Origin of the sequence: Steroidobacter flavus (assembly GCF_042651805.1) — a bacterium.
Classification (GTDB): domain Bacteria; phylum Pseudomonadota; class Gammaproteobacteria; order Steroidobacterales; family Steroidobacteraceae; genus Steroidobacter; species Steroidobacter flavus.
This window is the reverse complement of sequence record NZ_JBHSDU010000015.1, coordinates 319,891-336,035: the sequence shown is the minus strand read 5'-3', so window position 1 is coordinate 336,035 and position 16,145 is coordinate 319,891. Positions and strand designations below refer to the sequence as shown.

Genomic DNA, 16,145 nt, shown 5'->3' with positions numbered 1-16,145 from the left:
GGGAGAAGACTGATCATGAGCAAGCGTCCTGCCGCCAACCAGCTGCTACCGCATTTAATTCGTAAGCGCTGCCGCGGCGCTCTGCCTGTCGCGACTCTGCTCGGCCTCGGCACAATCACCACAGCGCTGGCCGATCCCACTGGCGGCATCGTGGTCTCTGGCCAAGGCACGATCTCCAATCCCGCCGCCGGCACGACGATGATCGATCAGTCGTCGCAGCAGCTGCAACTCAATTGGGACACCTTCAACGTCGGTGCGAACGAGCAGGTGCGCTTCAATCAGCCCTCCTCATCGGCCACCGCGATCAATCGCATCCTCGATCAGAATCCGAGCCAGATCTTCGGCCGCATCGATGCGAACGGCCGTGTCGTGCTGGTCAATCCGAACGGCATGCTGTTCGGCGCCACTGCGCAGCTCAACGTCGGCTCGCTGGTCGCAAGCTCACTCGACGTAACCGGCATCGATGCGGACGGCCGCTTCACGTTCGGCACTTCGCGCGCCGTGACCGGCGCCATCATCAATGATGGCACGATCAACGCGGCTGCCGGCGGCTCCGTGACGCTGCTCGGCGGACGAGTCGCGAACAACGGCAGCATCGTCGCCAACTACGGCACAGTGAATCTCGTGGCCGGTCGCGCCGCGACTCTGGATCTCGCGGGCGACGGCCTGCTGCAACTTCAGGTCGGCGCCGATCTGCTCGCCAATGAGAGCGGCTCGAACGATGCTGTCTCGAACGGCGGCAGCCTCCAGGCAAACGGCGGCCAGGTACTGCTGAGCGCGCAAGCGCTCGAAGGCGTGTTCGCGAATCTCGTCAACAACACCGGCGTCGTGCGCGCGAATCGCATCGAGAACGTCGGCGGCACGATTCGCATCGTCGGCGACGGCGGCACGGTTCGTTCCAGCGGCACGCTCGATGCGTCGAGTGAGACGGGCACCGGCGGCCGAGTCGAAGTGCTCGGCGATCGCGTCGGGCTCTCCGGTGACGCGCTCGTCGATGTTTCAGGCGCAACTGGCGGTGGCACGGCACTGATCGGCGGCGACTTCCAAGGCAAGAACGCGGACGTCATCAACGCGAGCCGCACCTACGTTGGCGCCGATGCTCGCATCGATGCGAGCGCGGGCACGAGCGGCGACGGCGGCAGAGTTATCGTGTGGTCCGATGAGCTCACTCGCTTCGACGGACACATCGATGCGCGCGGTGGGACATCGTCGGGCACCGGTGGCTTCGCCGAAGTCTCAGGCAAAGAAAATCTGGTATTCACCGGCACGGCGGACCTGCGAGCAGCGCACGGTACCAGCGGCACGCTGCTGCTCGATCCGCTGAACATCACCATCGACGCATCCAGTGCGAGCGCAGGCCCCGCATCCGACGGCAACTATCTTTTCAGCGAAGATCCGGGCGTTAGTGCCACGCTCGGCAACGCGACCATCCAGAACCTACTCAATTCCGGCTCGGTGCTGCTGCAGGCCACCAACAGCATCACACAGAACGCCGGCGCGAACATCGATGTCTCCGGTAGTGCCTTGGCGTTGGGCAACTCGCTGACGCTCGAAGCCGCCGTGATCACGCTCAACGGCAACATCGCGCTGAACGGCGGCTCGGTGAACCTGACCGCCACCAGCACCGCCTTCGACCCGTTCGGGAGTGCGCTCTCCCTCAACGGCATCATCGATGCAGCTGATGTGACCGCGACGACGACCAGTCAGGGCAACATCCGAATGGGCGCCGGCTCGCGGATCGACGCGTCGGGCACTGTGTCGCTGCAATCGGCCCGCGAGATCACAGTGACCAGCATTGCGACGCCCGGCGCAGTGAGCCTGGTCTCTGCCTACCAGATCCTCGACGACGTCGACGATACGACCCGCATCGTCGCCGACTCCTTGTCGATTGCGACGAGCAACGACGCCGTCGGCTTCACGTCTGCTCTGGACACGACCGTGAACTCGTTGACCGTCGACGGTGCGTTCGCGACGTTCGTGGATGAGAGCGACGGCTTGCTGTTCGAATCCAGCGATGTGCCGTTCCAGTTGACCCTCCGCAGCGCCACTGGGGATATCAGGCTCGGTGCGGTCGGCGGCTTCGGCGGCGAGCTCAATCTCGAAGCCGCCGCAGGCTCCATCCTGGACGACAACGTCGACGCCACGAGAGTCGGCGCCAACAATCTCAACCTGATCGCCGCGGGATCCATCGGCACCGCCAGTCGCGCGTTGCAACTCAGCTCGACGGCGGTCAGTGCCACCACGACCAACGGCGGCATCTACCTCAACAACTCCCGCTCTGCCGCCTATACCTCACTCATCGCCCAGGGCGCCGGCAGCGATATCGAGATCACGACCACCGTCGCCAACGGCTTCACCATTCTCGGCACGCTGACTGCCGCCGACGACGTGAATGTGCAATCGACCGTCTCCATCCTCGATGACGACAACGACGCCACGTTGATCACGGCCGATCATCTGACCTTGAGCTCGAGCACCGAGATCGGTGGCAACTTGAACGCCACGGACGCGATCGACACCCGAGTCAATTCGCTCAGCGCGACCACCTCGGGCGCCGCCTTCGGCAACATCGTCATCAAGGAATCCGACGGCCTGACGCTCACCAATATCAGCGCTGCAGGCTTCAATCCGGCCATTAGCGTCGTGAGTACGACTGGCGACATCACGGTGGGATCGGTGAGCGTGGTGAGCTCCGCTCCGATCTTCTCGCAGTCCTCGGTCGCGCTCACGGCTCTCGCTGGCGCCATCCTCGACGACGCTAATCAGGCGACTCGAATCGTCGCCGGCACGGCTTCCTTGAGCGCCACAGGCAACGTCGGTAGCGGCGCCTATGACCGGATCGATACGACGGTGGGATCGCTGAGCGCGACCTCGTCCTCGGCAAGCATCTACATCACTGAGAGCGACGGCGCGACGCTGAGCAGCCTTTCTGCCGTCAACGGTGAGATTTTCCTGGCCACCGACACGGGCGACCTCGTCGTCGGCAGCGTGGCTGCCAATAGCGATGTGACGCTCATCGCGCTCGGCGGTTCGATTTTCGACGATGACAACAACGGCACGCGCATCGCATCCGACACTCTGACGCTAGCTGCAATTTCAGTCGGCACTGCGACAGCAAGCGGTCAGATCGACACCGGCGTGAACTCATTGGAGTTGCTACGGACGAGCGGCGGCAATGCCTATCTCGGCGACATCGACAATCTGTCGTTGACCGAGATCGACATCAACGGCACCGAGGCGATCATCACGAGCGCCAACGGCAATCTCACCGCCGGCGACATCTTCGCGAGCAACGGCCTCAGCCTCGTGGCCACGAACGGCTCGATCGTCGATGACGGCAATGCCGGCACGAGAATCACAGCGAACACGCTCAATCTGAGTGCGGGCGGCACGATCGGTATTGGCCCCGGTGCGACTGTCGCAACCACGGTCGGCTCGCTCTCGGCCACATCGACCAACGGCGATGTGTACATCACCGAGGCGAACGACATCACGCTGACCAGTGTCGTGGCCGGCGCGCCCACGAGAGACGTTCAGATTACCTCTACTGCCGGCAGCATCGTCGCTGGCACAGTCACGGCAAGCCGTACGGTCACGCTCGTGGCGAGTAACGGTTCCATTCTCGACGATGGCAACAACACGACTCGCATCACCGGCAACCAAGCGTCGCTGCAGGCGAGCGGCAACATCGGCGCCGCGGGCGTCACCGGGCAGATCGATACCGACGTCGCCAACGCAACACTGACCGGCAGCGGCAACATCTATCTCGGCGAGATCGATGGCTTCACGCTGACGCTCGATTCGACTGCCAACACCGGCAGCGACGTGGAGATCGCCAGCCTCGGCGGCGACATCAGCCTGGGCACCGTGTACGCCACCGGCGACGATCTCTCTATCGCCGCGACGCAGGGCTCGATCATTCGGACCAATCCCAATCCGCTGCGTGCGAGCCGCTTGTGGCTGCAGGCCGGCGATTCGATCGGTGCCAATTCCGGCTCGGGAGCGGTCCGCATCGACACTCCGGAACTGCACGCCACCGCGGGCGACAGCATCTATGTCGACGCGAACGGCAACACGACACTGGCTAATCTCTCGGCGGCCAACGACATCTACGCCTTCGGCACCGGCTCATTCACGCTCGGCAGCCTCGCTGCAGGCAACTACATTCGGCTGCAAAGCCAGGGCAACCTGTTGGACGACGGTGACGACGCCACGTGGGTCGCTGCACCCACGCTGATCCTGTCCTGCCAGTCGCCGTGCACGGCTGTAGGAACGGCAGGCGTCGGCGCCATCGACATCGACGTCGACTCGGTGGAAGCAGACACATCCGGATCCATCTTCCTCCATGAGCGCGACGGACTGAGCTTGCTGACGGGCGGCGGCTCGGTGAACGTCGTCAGCGACTCCGGCGACATCCACATCGATAACCTCAGCAACGACCTCGTGCTGCAAGACGTGCGCGCGAGCGGCGCAAACAGCAATGTGATCGTGACAGCCCAGAACTCCATCGTTGTCGGGTCGGTGAGTGCGGGCGGTGAAGTGCGGCTCACGGCGACGACCGGTTCGATCTTCGACGATTTGAACGACACCACGCGCATCGCTGCGGATTCGGCCAATCTCACTGCCCAGCACTATGTCGGTCTCAATGCTCCCAATGCAGAGATCGACACCGATGTCGCGAACCTGCGCGTCAGTGCCGCCGACGGCCTGTATCTTACGGAGCAAGACGATCTCACTCTGGAAACTGTCAGCGTCACCAACGGCAGTGCCTACGTGAGCGTCGGCGGCGATCTCACCGTCGGCCAGGTCGCTGTGCTGAGCGACGTCACGCTCGATGCACTGAGCGGTGGCATCGCCGATGACGACGATGACGCTACGGCGATCGTCGGCAACAGCATCTTCCTGAACGCCGCTACGTACGCAGGCACGGTGACGGACTTCGGCGCCGTCGCCGACGCTGATGTTGGATCGTCGCTCGAAGTGAGCGCGCTGAGCTCGCTGAACGTGCATGTCGCAAACGATGACGGCCAGATCAATCTGAGCTTCAGCACCCCGGTGTTGCCGTTGTCGGCGGGCGCCATCACGTTGGGCAGTGGCGTCGGCGTGACCGGCGAGATTGTGTTGCAGTCCGCGTCGGATCTGAACCTGAGCGGCCTCGCCGCCGGATCGATCGGCATTGGCATTGCCAACCGCGCCAGCGTCGGGCTGCGCTCGGGCGGCGTGCTGACGCTGCCGTCGGTCCTGAATCTTACCGATCAGGCGGCGACGTTCCTGCTGGTTCGCGGTGCAGTCGATATCGTCGACGCCGATGCGCAGCCTCGTGAGCTGTCGTTCATAGGAGAGGTCGTCGATTTCCGCTCCGGCTCGCTCGGCGGCGCGACGACGTTGAACACGGATGTCGGGTTGCTGCACGCCTCATTGAACAACGACCGAAATCTGTTCGTGAACGAGATCGGCAGCTTGCAGCTCGGCGCTATCGACGTGGGCAACGGCGAACTTACGGTGATGGCGACCGGCGGAGTAAACGATGACAACAGCAGCACGACACGCATCGTCGCCAACAATGCAAACGTCACGGGAATGTCGATCGGTGCTGCCTGGGCGCTGAACACGCAAGTCAATTCGCTCACGGTCTCCGCGAGCAATGGTGACATCGCCATTCGTGAGAGCGACTCGCTGCACTTGACGGCCAACGCGACGGGCGGCGCAGTCTCTGTGGAAACTCAAAGCGGCGATCTGACTGTCGCCTCTGCAACCGGCACTGCCGTGCAGCTCTCGGCTGGCGGCACCAACAGCGACATCGTGCTGAACGGACTCGTCGACGCCACCGCCGGTGAGGTCGGCCTGTACGCAAGCGGCGCTATCGTTGCCGGCACTGCAGGCGAAGTGCGAGGCACCACACTCACCGCCGCCGCATCGGCAATCGGCACGAGCAGCGCGCGTCTCGCAACGAATGTCATCTCACTCAATGCCACCGCCACCGGCGGTATTTTCATTACCGAAGCGGACGCGCTGAATCTCACCGCGCACGCCGCCGGTCCGCTCGATGTCCGCACGCAGGATGGCTCGATCAACGTCTACCAAGCCAGTGGCAACGACATCGCATTGGCAGCTGGCGGGGCGGGCAGCTCGATCACGCTGAACGGAATCGTCGATGCAGGCGCCGGCAACGTCACGTTGATCGCCGGTACTGACGAGGCGCCGGGCGCGATCACGGGCGCGCCGAACCATCGGATCAGCGGCAACTCGCTGGCACTGATCGGAGCATCCCTCGGCGCGGCCAACGCGCGCTTGACCACGCAAGTGAACTCGCTGACCGCGTTCGCTCGCACCGGCGATATGTTCGTCACGGAGCAGGATGGCGTTACGCTGACGAGCGTCAGCGCTCGCAATGTCGACGTGAACAGCGCGACGGGCGACATCGACGTCATTACGGTGGAAGCCGCCAACGACGTTGCGCTGACAGCGTCGAGCGGTGCCATTGACGACGACGGCAACGACACGACGTTGATTACCGGCGCGGGGCTCACGCTCACTGCTCGTTCGATCGGTGCTCCCTCGACGCTGACAGGCACGACGCTGGACAGCTCACTGCGTCTCGATGCTGATGTGGCGACGTTGGATGCAACCGCGAGCACCGGCGGAATCTTCATCGATCAACGCAACGGGCTGCAGAGCGTCCGCGCTCTGGCGAGTGGCAATATTGAGCTGTTGACGCAGGCCGGCGATCTGCATCTGCGCGAGGTACGCTCCGGCAATCGTCTGCTACTCGCGGCCGGTCGCGACATTGTCGCCGCATCGGGTGCGACCGTCGTTGCGAACATGGCCGAGTTGCGCGCCGGAACGACAGATGTCGCGGGTGGCCGCATCGGCTCTCACGAGCAGCCTTTGCGCCTGCAGCTGGCGGCAGGTGACAACCTTAGCATCTTCGTGCCGCAGGCCCTCGCTGCCCACGGTAGCGACCAATCGCCGCTGCAAACCGAGCAGGGCGTGCTGAGCGCTCTCGGCACCTTTGCCTCACCGAATACGCTGGCGGCACACGCCGGCTTCGGACAGTTCCAAGGTCTCACGACTCTCACGACGGATGCGGAGACGCAGTTGCGGACGTTGCAGGGCCAGGCAAGCCGGGTTGTCACGACCGTGGGCTTCGACTTCGAGTCGCTCGATCAGGAAGCGCAGCTGTTCCAGACGATGTCGCCTGCGATGTGCCTGCCGCTGGAGCTGCGCGACCAGCAGGGCTGCTGATGCCGGGTCGGTGGGAGCTGGCGGAGAAGCCAGCTCCGGGTGGAGCCGGCATACAGGCTTGCCCTCGGCGACATTAATTCTGTGTCGGGACGGTCGACCCTCGTGACTAAGTCACGCGCGTGAGTTGGGTGTACGTCAGTCGCCAACGGCCGTCGTTTTTGACCCAGACGTGCGCGATGCGTACCAGGCGGTTCTGTCGCTTGCCATTCTGTGTCCAGGTGAGATGCAAACGTCCTGCTGTCAGTGCGGCATTACCCCAGATCTTCATCACGGGGTCCTCCATCACGTACGGATCGAGCTTGAATCCCGGGACGGTGAAATCGGCCAGATAGGATGGCTTGTCCTGCAGCGTCGAGTCGGAGTTCACTAGCAGGTAGTCGTCGGCGACAAGCGCTCCGAGCGCTGCGATATCGTTGCGGAAGGTGGCCTGGTCGTACTCCTCGATCGCTTTGGCGAGATCGGAGGGCAGGTCGGTGATCTCGGTCGAAGCAGCCTCCGCCGTGATGCCTGCAGCTAACGTCGGTGCCATCGCGGCCATGGCAAGCAGAGATCGTCGCGACCGGTCGATGCCGTCATCAAATCGGCATCGCCTGCTCAATGCTTCACCCGTGTGTCCACCGCAATCCAGTTGACTTCCCAGGTCTTGCCGCCGTCATCGGAAAACGACTGCTCGAACCGGCACGAATCCGCGGTGATGTCCGACCAGACATTTCGAACCAGAATGGTTCTGCCCTCGAACACCTCCTGATCGTAGAACTCGCCGCGTCCACCCTTGAACTCGCCGACCGTGGGAACGCTCAGCGTGCCGCTGCTGGCGTTGGCGGCATGGAGACTCCACTGGCGGGCTTGAGGGTTGTAGAGACGTAGCGAGAGAACATGGACGGGGCCATCGGCGGTATTCAACTTGAGCTCGGCAAGGTTGGCGCGGCCGTCCCAGATCTTCCGAACGATGGTCGTTCCCTCCAGTTCCACCCAGGTCGTGGAGCCGCTCAAAGGCCGCACCAGGCGCTGCAGCTGCGTTTTCCAGGTGCCGATGGCAAAGTCGAAGTCGTGACTTCCATCCCGTTTTTCCGTGACGGGTTGCACGTCGGTTGGCGAGGTCCCTGAGCTGTTCTGGGCCATTCCATGCATTGGTAGCCCCACGAAGGCGAGGCCGCATGCCAGAAGAAGAGGTCTGCCAGCACACCTTTGCAAACTCATGTGTTCCTCCAGCCGGGTGTGATCGTTGCGCGAGCCTGCCGTAGACTGTGGCCTTTTCAAAGGTCCATTTTGCGTGTCATTCGTAATACCACTTCTGAACGATCGCGAGCCGCTGTCGCGGCAGATCTACCTAGGGTTCCGGCAGGCCATCTTGCGTGACGAGCTGAGGGGCGATGAGCGTCTGCCATCGACGAGGGAGTTGGCCGAGCATCTGGATGTTTCACGTACCGTCGTGGTGCTCGCGTACGAACAGCTGCTCGCTGAACGGTTCGTGCACGGCCGATCGGGATCGGGCACGTATGTGACGGCAGGATTGGCCTCTGTCCGGCCAAACCTTCGGGCCAGTCGCGCGAAGGTGCGTCTGTCCCGCTTCGGTCGAGGGGTGGCCGAAGCCGCGCGGCAAATAGACATTCCCGCCGGGCGTGCTACCTCGCCGCGATATGATTTTGCGTACGGACGAAGCGATATCGAACTGTTTCCGTTCGAAGCCTGGCGGCGCCTGTTGCTGAAACACGCGCGCAAGGCGCCGGTGCGCGAGCTCGATTACGCACCAGCGGGCGGAAGCGAAGCACTTCGCGAGGCACTGGCCGCTCACTTGCGTCGCTCACGAGCAGTGCTGTGCGATCCCTCGCAGGTCATCGTCGTCAGCGGTTCACAGCAAGCCTTGGATCTGATTGCGAGGGTATTGGTCGAGCGCGGCGATCGAGTCGCGATGGAGAATCCATGCTACCAAGGCGCCAGGGAGGTCCTGCGCAGCATCGGCGCGCGTTTGCTGCCAGTGTCGGTCGATACGGATGGATTGAATCCGGCCAGTCTTCCGGAGCGTGCCCGTATCGCGTTCGTAACGCCGTCGCACCAGTTTCCAACCGGGGCAATTCTGCCGCTGGCGCGTCGCCTTGCATTACTCGATTGGGCGAGGCGAGCGGATGCTTTGGTGGTGGAGGATGACTACGACGGTGAGTTTCGCTACGAGGAGCAGCCACTGCAATCCCTGCAAGGCTTGGATACCGACGGCCGCGTGATCTACATCGGCACGTTCTCTCGGACGATCTTCCCGGCCCTGCGTATCGGCTATCTGATCGTGCCGAAGTCGTTGACTGCCGTGTTCACGTCGGCCAAATGGCTGTGCGATCGACACACGGCCACGCTGGAACAGGAAACGTTGGCTGAGTTCATTTCGAGCGGGATGTACGAACGTCATCTGCGCCGTGTCCGCCGGCGCAACGCCGCGCGTCGCAAAGCGATGCTGGAGGCGATCGATAGACATCTCGGCAACCGGGTCCAGGTCACAGGTTACGGTGCGGGTGCTCACGTTGTGTTGTGGTCCGATAGACGTATCGCAGAGACCGCCGTGCTCGAAGCGGCCGCATCGCGCGGAGTAGGAATATATGGCATATCTCCATACTTTCTGGGGAAGCCTTCGAGGAGCGGATTCATGCTGGGTTATTCGCGTATGAAGGAAGCCGATATTCGCGAGGGGATTCGGCGCTTGCGCCACGTACTGTGAGGCAATCGTAGTGGCCTCGCATGGCCCGATGCGCCAGTGTTCATGATGGCTTTCCCTTGCAACGTAAGTGCATCGACCCGATCGGACATCGATGGGTTGACAACACAACAAATGTTGACTTGCGCCATAAAGAAATCTGAGCACGACGGAACACATCGGTGTGAGCCAGTGTTCTTCGATGGTTCTCAAAGCACAGGCGAGGCGACTTGCGCGTGACAAGAGCTCTCGATGCGCATGAGAACGAAGGTGCTTGTGGCGACGCGGTGCCGCCGGGGTTCGAAGAAACATTTTAGTTTCAGTCCAGCTTCCGGAACGCCACGGATCGCACTCCATTACTTAGAGGAGGCAACTCATGCGTAACCTCAGACCTGAAGAGTTGAAGCATGTCTATGGCGGGTCGGGCAGCTCGTGCTCGTCGGGTGATAGCTACGGCAGCAAGGGATCGAAGGGCAGCAAGGGATCGAAAGACTGCACAGGATCGAAGGGCAGCAAGGGATCGAACGGGTCGAGGGGAACCAAAGGAACAACGGGAAGCACAGGCAGTAAGTGCTAGAGGAAGTGACGCGTGCTCGTGTTCACACACGGGCACGCGTCCACAGCAAACGGGGGAGTCGCGATGGCCACGCATGGGGTGAAAGCGCAGGTCGAGTCCGCGGCGGACTTGCTGGCGCAGCGCGCAAGCTCGCCGCGAAGCACATCGGTCCCCGATTCGGAGTGCCAACAGGAACTATGGCTGCTCGGGCAGCCGCCGCTGGGGCGATACATCGAGTTCGTGGAGCAGGCGGCGGGCGGCGCACGCACCGATCGTGCTGCGTTGATGGAGGAGTGGAGAGCGGCCAACGACTACTACCAGGAGCTCGAGCGCAGCGAAGCGGGGATCGCAAATTCCGGATCCCATCGCGAGCTGGACGCGAGCTTCGCGTCGATGATTTCGGAGGTGACCGCTCATCCCCACTACCGACGCGCCTTCGATACATTGCCGACAACGTTCATGCTCGTGGAGCTCGACAAGCTGATCGTGTTCCAGCGGCATGTCAGGCGCACGTTCGTCGCTGAATTGATGCGGCGTGTCGGTCCGGTGCCAACGCCAGAGGCGCTATTTCGCTTCTGTATGCCGCTCGAGCCATCCGCGCCTGCGTCGGTCCGGATCTGCGAGCTGGGCTCGCACCGATATGTTTTTCGCTGCGAGTCCGTCGATCTGCGCTATCACGAGAGCACCGTGCTGCGGCCCGAGCAGGTCCGGGACTATCACAGCTTCGGCGCGATCGCGGGAATCGTCGGCGTCGTGGTTGGATTCGGTTGTGATTTTCTCAACGGTATCCGGGTAGGCAACCGGATTCTCTTGCACAACGGTTACCACCGGGCCTGCGCACTGCGAAGCCTCGGCATGACGCACGCGCCATGCATCGTTCAAACGGCAACGCGCAGCGATGAAATTCAGGCGGTGGTCAAAGGGCGTGTGGCCGAGCAGCCCGAGTTCTATTTCGAGTCCGCGCGACCGCCTCTGTTGAAGGATTTTTTCGACCCCAGGCTCCGCAAAGTTCTACCGCTGCGTCGACAGATGCACCTGGTCGAGGTGACGCTGGAGATCCGGCATCTGGTCGAGAGTTCGCTCACGCCTGACTAGGTTTTGTTTCCTATGCTGCCGCTGAAACCGACCAACACCGCCGAGCTCGACGCCGCTCCGTCGGCGGTCCCACAGCTTTTTCGCAGTGAAGCGCTGGTCCAGCGGGAAACTCAGTGGCTTGGCACGGTATTGCTGGAGCCGGCACGTTCGGATCGCGCCATCATCGTAGTGACGGTGCTCATCCTGGTCGCCGTCCTGGGCTTGCTGTTCTTCGGTGAGTTCACGAGCAAGGCTCGAGTCGAAGGCTGGTTGGTCCCTCAGCAGGGACTGGTACGCGTGTTTGCTCCTCAACCCGGGATAGTGACCGCCCTCTACGTGCACGAAGGCGCGCAGGTACATAAGGGCGAGCGTCTGCTCAAGCTCTCCGGTGAGCTCCAAAGCGCGAGGCTGGGCGCCACGCAGGCAGAGATCGTGCGACGACTCTCGGAGCTTCGTGACTCGCTGCTCGAAGAGCGCCGACAGCATGAGCGCCTGCTGGCTCAGCGTCAGCGTACCTACGCCGATCGCTTGTCCGCGCTAAAGCTGGAGGTCGAGCAAGTCGAGCGCGACATCGGGACGATGCAAGCGCGCGTGCAGCTGTCTGTGCGCGATGCGAACCTGCATCGCAAGCTCCGCGCAGAGGGCTTCATCTCCGAGCAGCAGCTGCACACGCTCGAGGGCGATCGTCTGGAGCAGGAGACCCGACTGGGCGCGCTGCGGCGTCAACGGATAGAGCTGAAACGCGAGCAGTTGACACTGGAGGGCGAGTTGAAGGATCTGCCCGTGAAGATCGGTGCGGATATCACAGCGATTCAGCGGAACATCTTCGAAGCGGAGCAAGAGCTCGCGCAGGCCGAGTCACGTCGCGAGATCGTCGTGACTGCGCCTCAAGACGGCACGGTAACGACGATGCTCGTCGACGACGGTGGTCAGGCCACCCCGGCGACGCCATTGCTATCCATCGTACCGGCCGGCACGACACTCGAGGCGCACCTGTATGGTCCGAGCCGCGCGATTGGGTTCGTGCATCCGGGGCAGAAGGTGCTGTTACGTTATCAGGCGTATCCGTACCAGAAGTTCGGTCATTACGAAGGCGTTGCGATCAGCATCTCACAATCCGCGGTGAGTCCGGGCGAATTGCCGACGCAGCTCACGGGCGTGATCGGCTCCGCCAATACAGCGCCGGTCTATCGCATCAAAGTGCAGCTCGCAAGCCAGACCGTCACCGCCTATGGCAAAGCCATCCCGCTGCAGCCCGGGATGCAGTTGGACGCCGACATCGCGCTGGACCGGCGTCGACTCTACGAGTGGATGCTCGATCCGCTGTACACCGTGACGGGCCGGCCATGAATCTGCTGGACAAATTGAACCTGGGTTGGACTTGGGGCTCCCGGCTGCCGATCCAGCTGCAAACCGAGGCGGCGGAATGCGGGCTGGCCTGTCTGGCGATGGTCTCCGGATATTACGGCTATTCCTCGGACCTCACCGAGCTGCGGCGGCGACTTGCCGTTTCTCTGAAGGGGGTCAACCTCAATGACCTCATCAGCATGGCGAATCGTCTCGGGTTCGCGTCGCGGCCCGTGCGGCTGGAGCTCGATGAGCTCGAGCGGCTCAAAACGCCCTGCATCCTGCACTGGGATCTGAATCACTTCGTCGTGCTCGATCAGGTCTCGGGCGATCACGCGATCGTGCACGACCCGGCGTCAGGGGTCCGGCGACTGCCCTTTGCCGTTGTCTCGCGGCATTTCACGGGTATCGCTCTGGAACTGACGCCTGTCGGCGGATTCGCGCCGGTGAACCCAGCTCCGCGCCTGAGCATGCGTTCGCTGATCGGTCGCATGGTCGGGCTCAAGCGCCAGTTGGCGCAACTGTTTCTGCTGGCGCTCGCCATCGAGATGTTCTCCATCCTGAGCCCGCTGTTTCTGCAATGGGTTGTCGACCACGCGCTGGTGACGGCCGATCGCGATCTGCTGACGACGCTGGCGCTCGCATTCGGGTTGCTGTTGCTGCTCAAGGTGATTGTGTCGGCCATGCGTGGCTGGATGCTGATTGCGATCGGCGCGTCCATGAAGGTGCAGGCCCGCTCGAACCTGTTCTCGCACCTGCTCGGTCTGCCGGCGTCGTACTTCGAGGCGCGTCATCTCGGCGACGTCATGTCGCGCTTCGGCTCGCAGGACTCCATCCTGCAGGCGATCACGACCGACGTGGTCGAGGCCGTGCTCGATGGCCTGTTCACGATCGTGACCCTGTGGATCATGTTCTTGTTCGCGCCCGGGCTCACGACGCTCGTGCTGATGGGGGCGCTGGCCTATGGGCTGCTGCGCTGGTTCCTGTATGTCCCGTTGCGCCAGGCGTCGCTGGAGGCGATCGTCTGGTCGGCGCGTCGCGACAGCCACTTCCTCGAGACCCTGCGCGGCATCAAGACGATCAAACTGTTCAACGATCAGGAGGGGCGTCGTGTCCACTGGCTGAATCTGCTGATCGAGTCGGTGAATCGGCAGCTCATTACCCAGAATCTACGCCTGATCTTTCGTCTGGCGAATACGCTGTTGATCGGCGCACTGGCGATCCTGATCGTGTGGCTCGGCGCGGGGCGCGTGCTGGCCAGTGAGATGTCCATCGGCATGCTGCTGGCGTTCATCACCTACAAAGACCAGTTCCTCAGTCGCATCAGCAATCTCATCGACCGCGGCGTCGATCTATGGATGTTGAGGCTGCATGCGGACCGGCTCGCCGACATTGCGCTGAGCAGTCCGGAGCCCGCCGAGTATTCGCTGCCCGTCGAGGCGCCACAACCACCCGTGCAGGTGGAGTTGCGCGATGTGCGATTTCGCTATGGTGACAATGAGCCGTGGGTGCTCGACGGCGTGAGTCTGCGAGTCGAGGCGGGCGAGGCGGTTGCAATTGTCGGCCCCTCGGGCTGCGGCAAGACGACCTTACTCAAGATTCTCGCCAGCCTGCTGTCACCGACTCAGGGCGAGATTCTGGTGGACGGTCAACCGCTGACACAGATCGGATTGCGGCGCTGGCGCTCGATGATCGGCGTGGTGATGCAGGACGACCGCCTGTTTTCCGGCTCCATTGCCGACAACATTTGTTTCTTTGCTGCTTGCCCCGACCTCGTGCGCATCGAGCAGTGCGCCAGGCTCGCCTCCATCCACGACACCGTGGTCGCGATGCCGATGGGGTACAACACGCTCATCGGCGACATGGGCACCGTGCTCTCCGGCGGACAGAAGCAGCGGCTGCTGATCGCTCGGGCCATGTATCGCCAGCCAGGGATGCTGTTGATGGACGAAGCGACCAGCCACCTGGATGCGGACAATGAGGAACTGGTCAGTGCGGCTATCCGCAGCACGAAGGTGACGCGCATCATCGTCGCGCATCGCGCGGAGACGATTCGTTCTATGGACCGCGTCATCCACCTCGAGCCCCTTCGGGGTCGCACGTTGTCTGTGGAGAAGAGGCGAGAGGCACGATTGCCGCCTGCGGCAGCAGCTGGGCCGGTCGAGGTGTCACAGCCCCAGCTCGAATTGCCTCGATGGCAGGCATGGAACGAGTTCCTGCATGCGGCGGGCGATGACGCCGGTTTCATGCAGACTTCCTGGTACGCGGATTTCCGCGCCAGCGTGGGCTACGAGTGCTTCGGCATCGTCATCAAGGATGGCGAGGTCATCGTCGGTGGGGCGATGGTAATGAAGCTGTCGTATTCGTCTGATGAATGTTTCTACTACATCTGCGACGGCCCGGTGCTCACAGGCGATGAGGCGACGGCCAAAGAGACCTTTCAGATCATCCTTGAAAGTATCGACAAGCATCGCCGTTGCGAGGCACAGACCGTCAGTCACCTGAGAATCGAGCCGCGCTGGCGGAGTGTTCCAGAATTCGTGCGTGGATTTACGACGCTCACCTGCCCGGATCCCTATACCGAACCGAGATCCACGCTGTGGATCGATCTGCGCGCGTCCGAGGAGGCGATTCTGGCGCAGATGAAGCCAAAGGGGCGCTACAACATTCGCGTGGCGCAGCGGCACGGTGTCACGGTCGTCGAAGATACCTCAGAGCGCGGCCTGGCGGACTTCCTGAGGGTTTATAAACGGACCGTGGGGCGTCACCAGATCGATGCCAAAGAGCCCGACTATTTTCGGACGTTGCTGGCGATCCTGTCCGATCGCCGGCAAGGCTCGATTTACTTCGCCGAACACCGAGGCAAACGATTGGCCGCGGCGCTGGTGGTGTACTTCGGCGGCCGAGCCACTTACTTGTTCGGCGGATCGCTCGTGATGAATCGCCAGGTCATGGCTGGGTATCTGTTGCATTTCGAGATCATGCGTCGGGCGAAGGAACGCGGATGCGAGTGGTACGACTTGTGGGGCGTTGCCCCGCAAGATCAACCGGATCACCCCTGGCGGGATATCAGTGTCTTCAAACGGAAATACGGCGGAGTGGAAGTCGCCCTGGTGCCGACGCTGGACCATGTTTACGACCGCGCCGCATACGGTCGCTATCTCGTCACGCTAAACCCGCCAGGCTCGACTACGGAAGACAAACAAAACCGCAGTAGCGACGATCGGTGTCTCGTATAGC

Annotated in this window: 7 protein-coding genes; 5 read left to right on the top strand and 2 right to left on the bottom strand. The window is 62.5% G+C overall.

What is annotated here, in order from left to right:
• Positions 1-15: 15 nt before the first annotated feature.
• Positions 16-7,245 (top strand): two-partner secretion domain-containing protein, encoded by a 7,230-nt coding sequence (locus ACFPN2_RS29300; protein ID WP_380603317.1) that lies wholly within the window; start codon positions 16-18, stop codon positions 7,243-7,245.
• A 106-nt stretch (positions 7,246-7,351) separates the two neighbouring features.
• Here the strand turns inward: ACFPN2_RS29300 and ACFPN2_RS29295 are convergent, their stop codons facing one another.
• Both ACFPN2_RS29295 and ACFPN2_RS29290 read right to left on the bottom strand, forming a co-directional pair.
• On the bottom strand, positions 7,352-7,783 hold the full coding sequence (locus ACFPN2_RS29295) for a nuclear transport factor 2 family protein (RefSeq protein WP_380603315.1): 432 nt from the start codon (positions 7,781-7,783) through the stop codon (positions 7,352-7,354).
• Positions 7,784-7,839: 56 nt separating this feature from the next.
• Positions 7,840-8,445, bottom strand: coding sequence for a hypothetical protein (locus ACFPN2_RS29290; protein WP_380603313.1), 606 nt, complete (start codon positions 8,443-8,445; stop codon positions 7,840-7,842).
• Positions 8,446-8,518: 73 nt separating this feature from the next.
• Here ACFPN2_RS29290 and pdxR point away from each other — a divergent pair, with 73 nt between their 5' ends.
• From pdxR to ACFPN2_RS29270, 4 genes are all read left to right on the top strand, one after another.
• Entirely contained in the window at positions 8,519-9,952 is a 1,434-nt protein-coding gene (gene pdxR / locus ACFPN2_RS29285) for a MocR-like pyridoxine biosynthesis transcription factor PdxR (protein ID WP_380603311.1), read from the top strand.
• Positions 9,953-10,568: 616 nt separating this feature from the next.
• Entirely contained in the window at positions 10,569-11,579 is a 1,011-nt protein-coding gene (locus tag ACFPN2_RS29280) for a hypothetical protein (RefSeq protein WP_380603309.1), read from the top strand.
• A 12-nt stretch (positions 11,580-11,591) separates the two neighbouring features.
• The gene (locus ACFPN2_RS29275) at positions 11,592-12,908 is read left to right on the top strand and encodes an HlyD family secretion protein (RefSeq protein WP_380603307.1); all 1,317 of its coding nucleotides are present in this window, start codon (positions 11,592-11,594) and stop codon (positions 12,906-12,908) included.
• On the top strand, positions 12,905-16,144 hold the full coding sequence (locus ACFPN2_RS29270; RefSeq protein WP_380603305.1) for a peptidoglycan bridge formation glycyltransferase FemA/FemB family protein: 3,240 nt from the start codon (positions 12,905-12,907) through the stop codon (positions 16,142-16,144). Before ACFPN2_RS29275 ends, ACFPN2_RS29270 begins: the two co-directional genes overlap by 4 nt.
• Position 16,145: the final 1 nt, after the last annotated feature.

Excerpts from the sequence above, each read along its gene's own strand:
- ACFPN2_RS29300 (WP_380603317.1), top strand. The coding sequence starts at position 16 with ATGAGCAAGCGTCCTGCCGCCAACCAGCTGCTACCGCATTTAATTCGT.
- ACFPN2_RS29295 (WP_380603315.1), bottom strand. The coding sequence starts at position 7,783 with ATGGCCGCGATGGCACCGACGTTAGCTGCAGGCATCACGGCGGAGGCT.
- ACFPN2_RS29290 (WP_380603313.1), bottom strand. The coding sequence starts at position 8,445 with ATGAGTTTGCAAAGGTGTGCTGGCAGACCTCTTCTTCTGGCATGCGGC.
- ACFPN2_RS29280 (WP_380603309.1), top strand. The coding sequence starts at position 10,569 with ATGGCCACGCATGGGGTGAAAGCGCAGGTCGAGTCCGCGGCGGACTTG.
- ACFPN2_RS29275 (WP_380603307.1), top strand. The coding sequence starts at position 11,592 with ATGCTGCCGCTGAAACCGACCAACACCGCCGAGCTCGACGCCGCTCCG.
- ACFPN2_RS29270 (WP_380603305.1), top strand. The coding sequence starts at position 12,905 with ATGAATCTGCTGGACAAATTGAACCTGGGTTGGACTTGGGGCTCCCGG.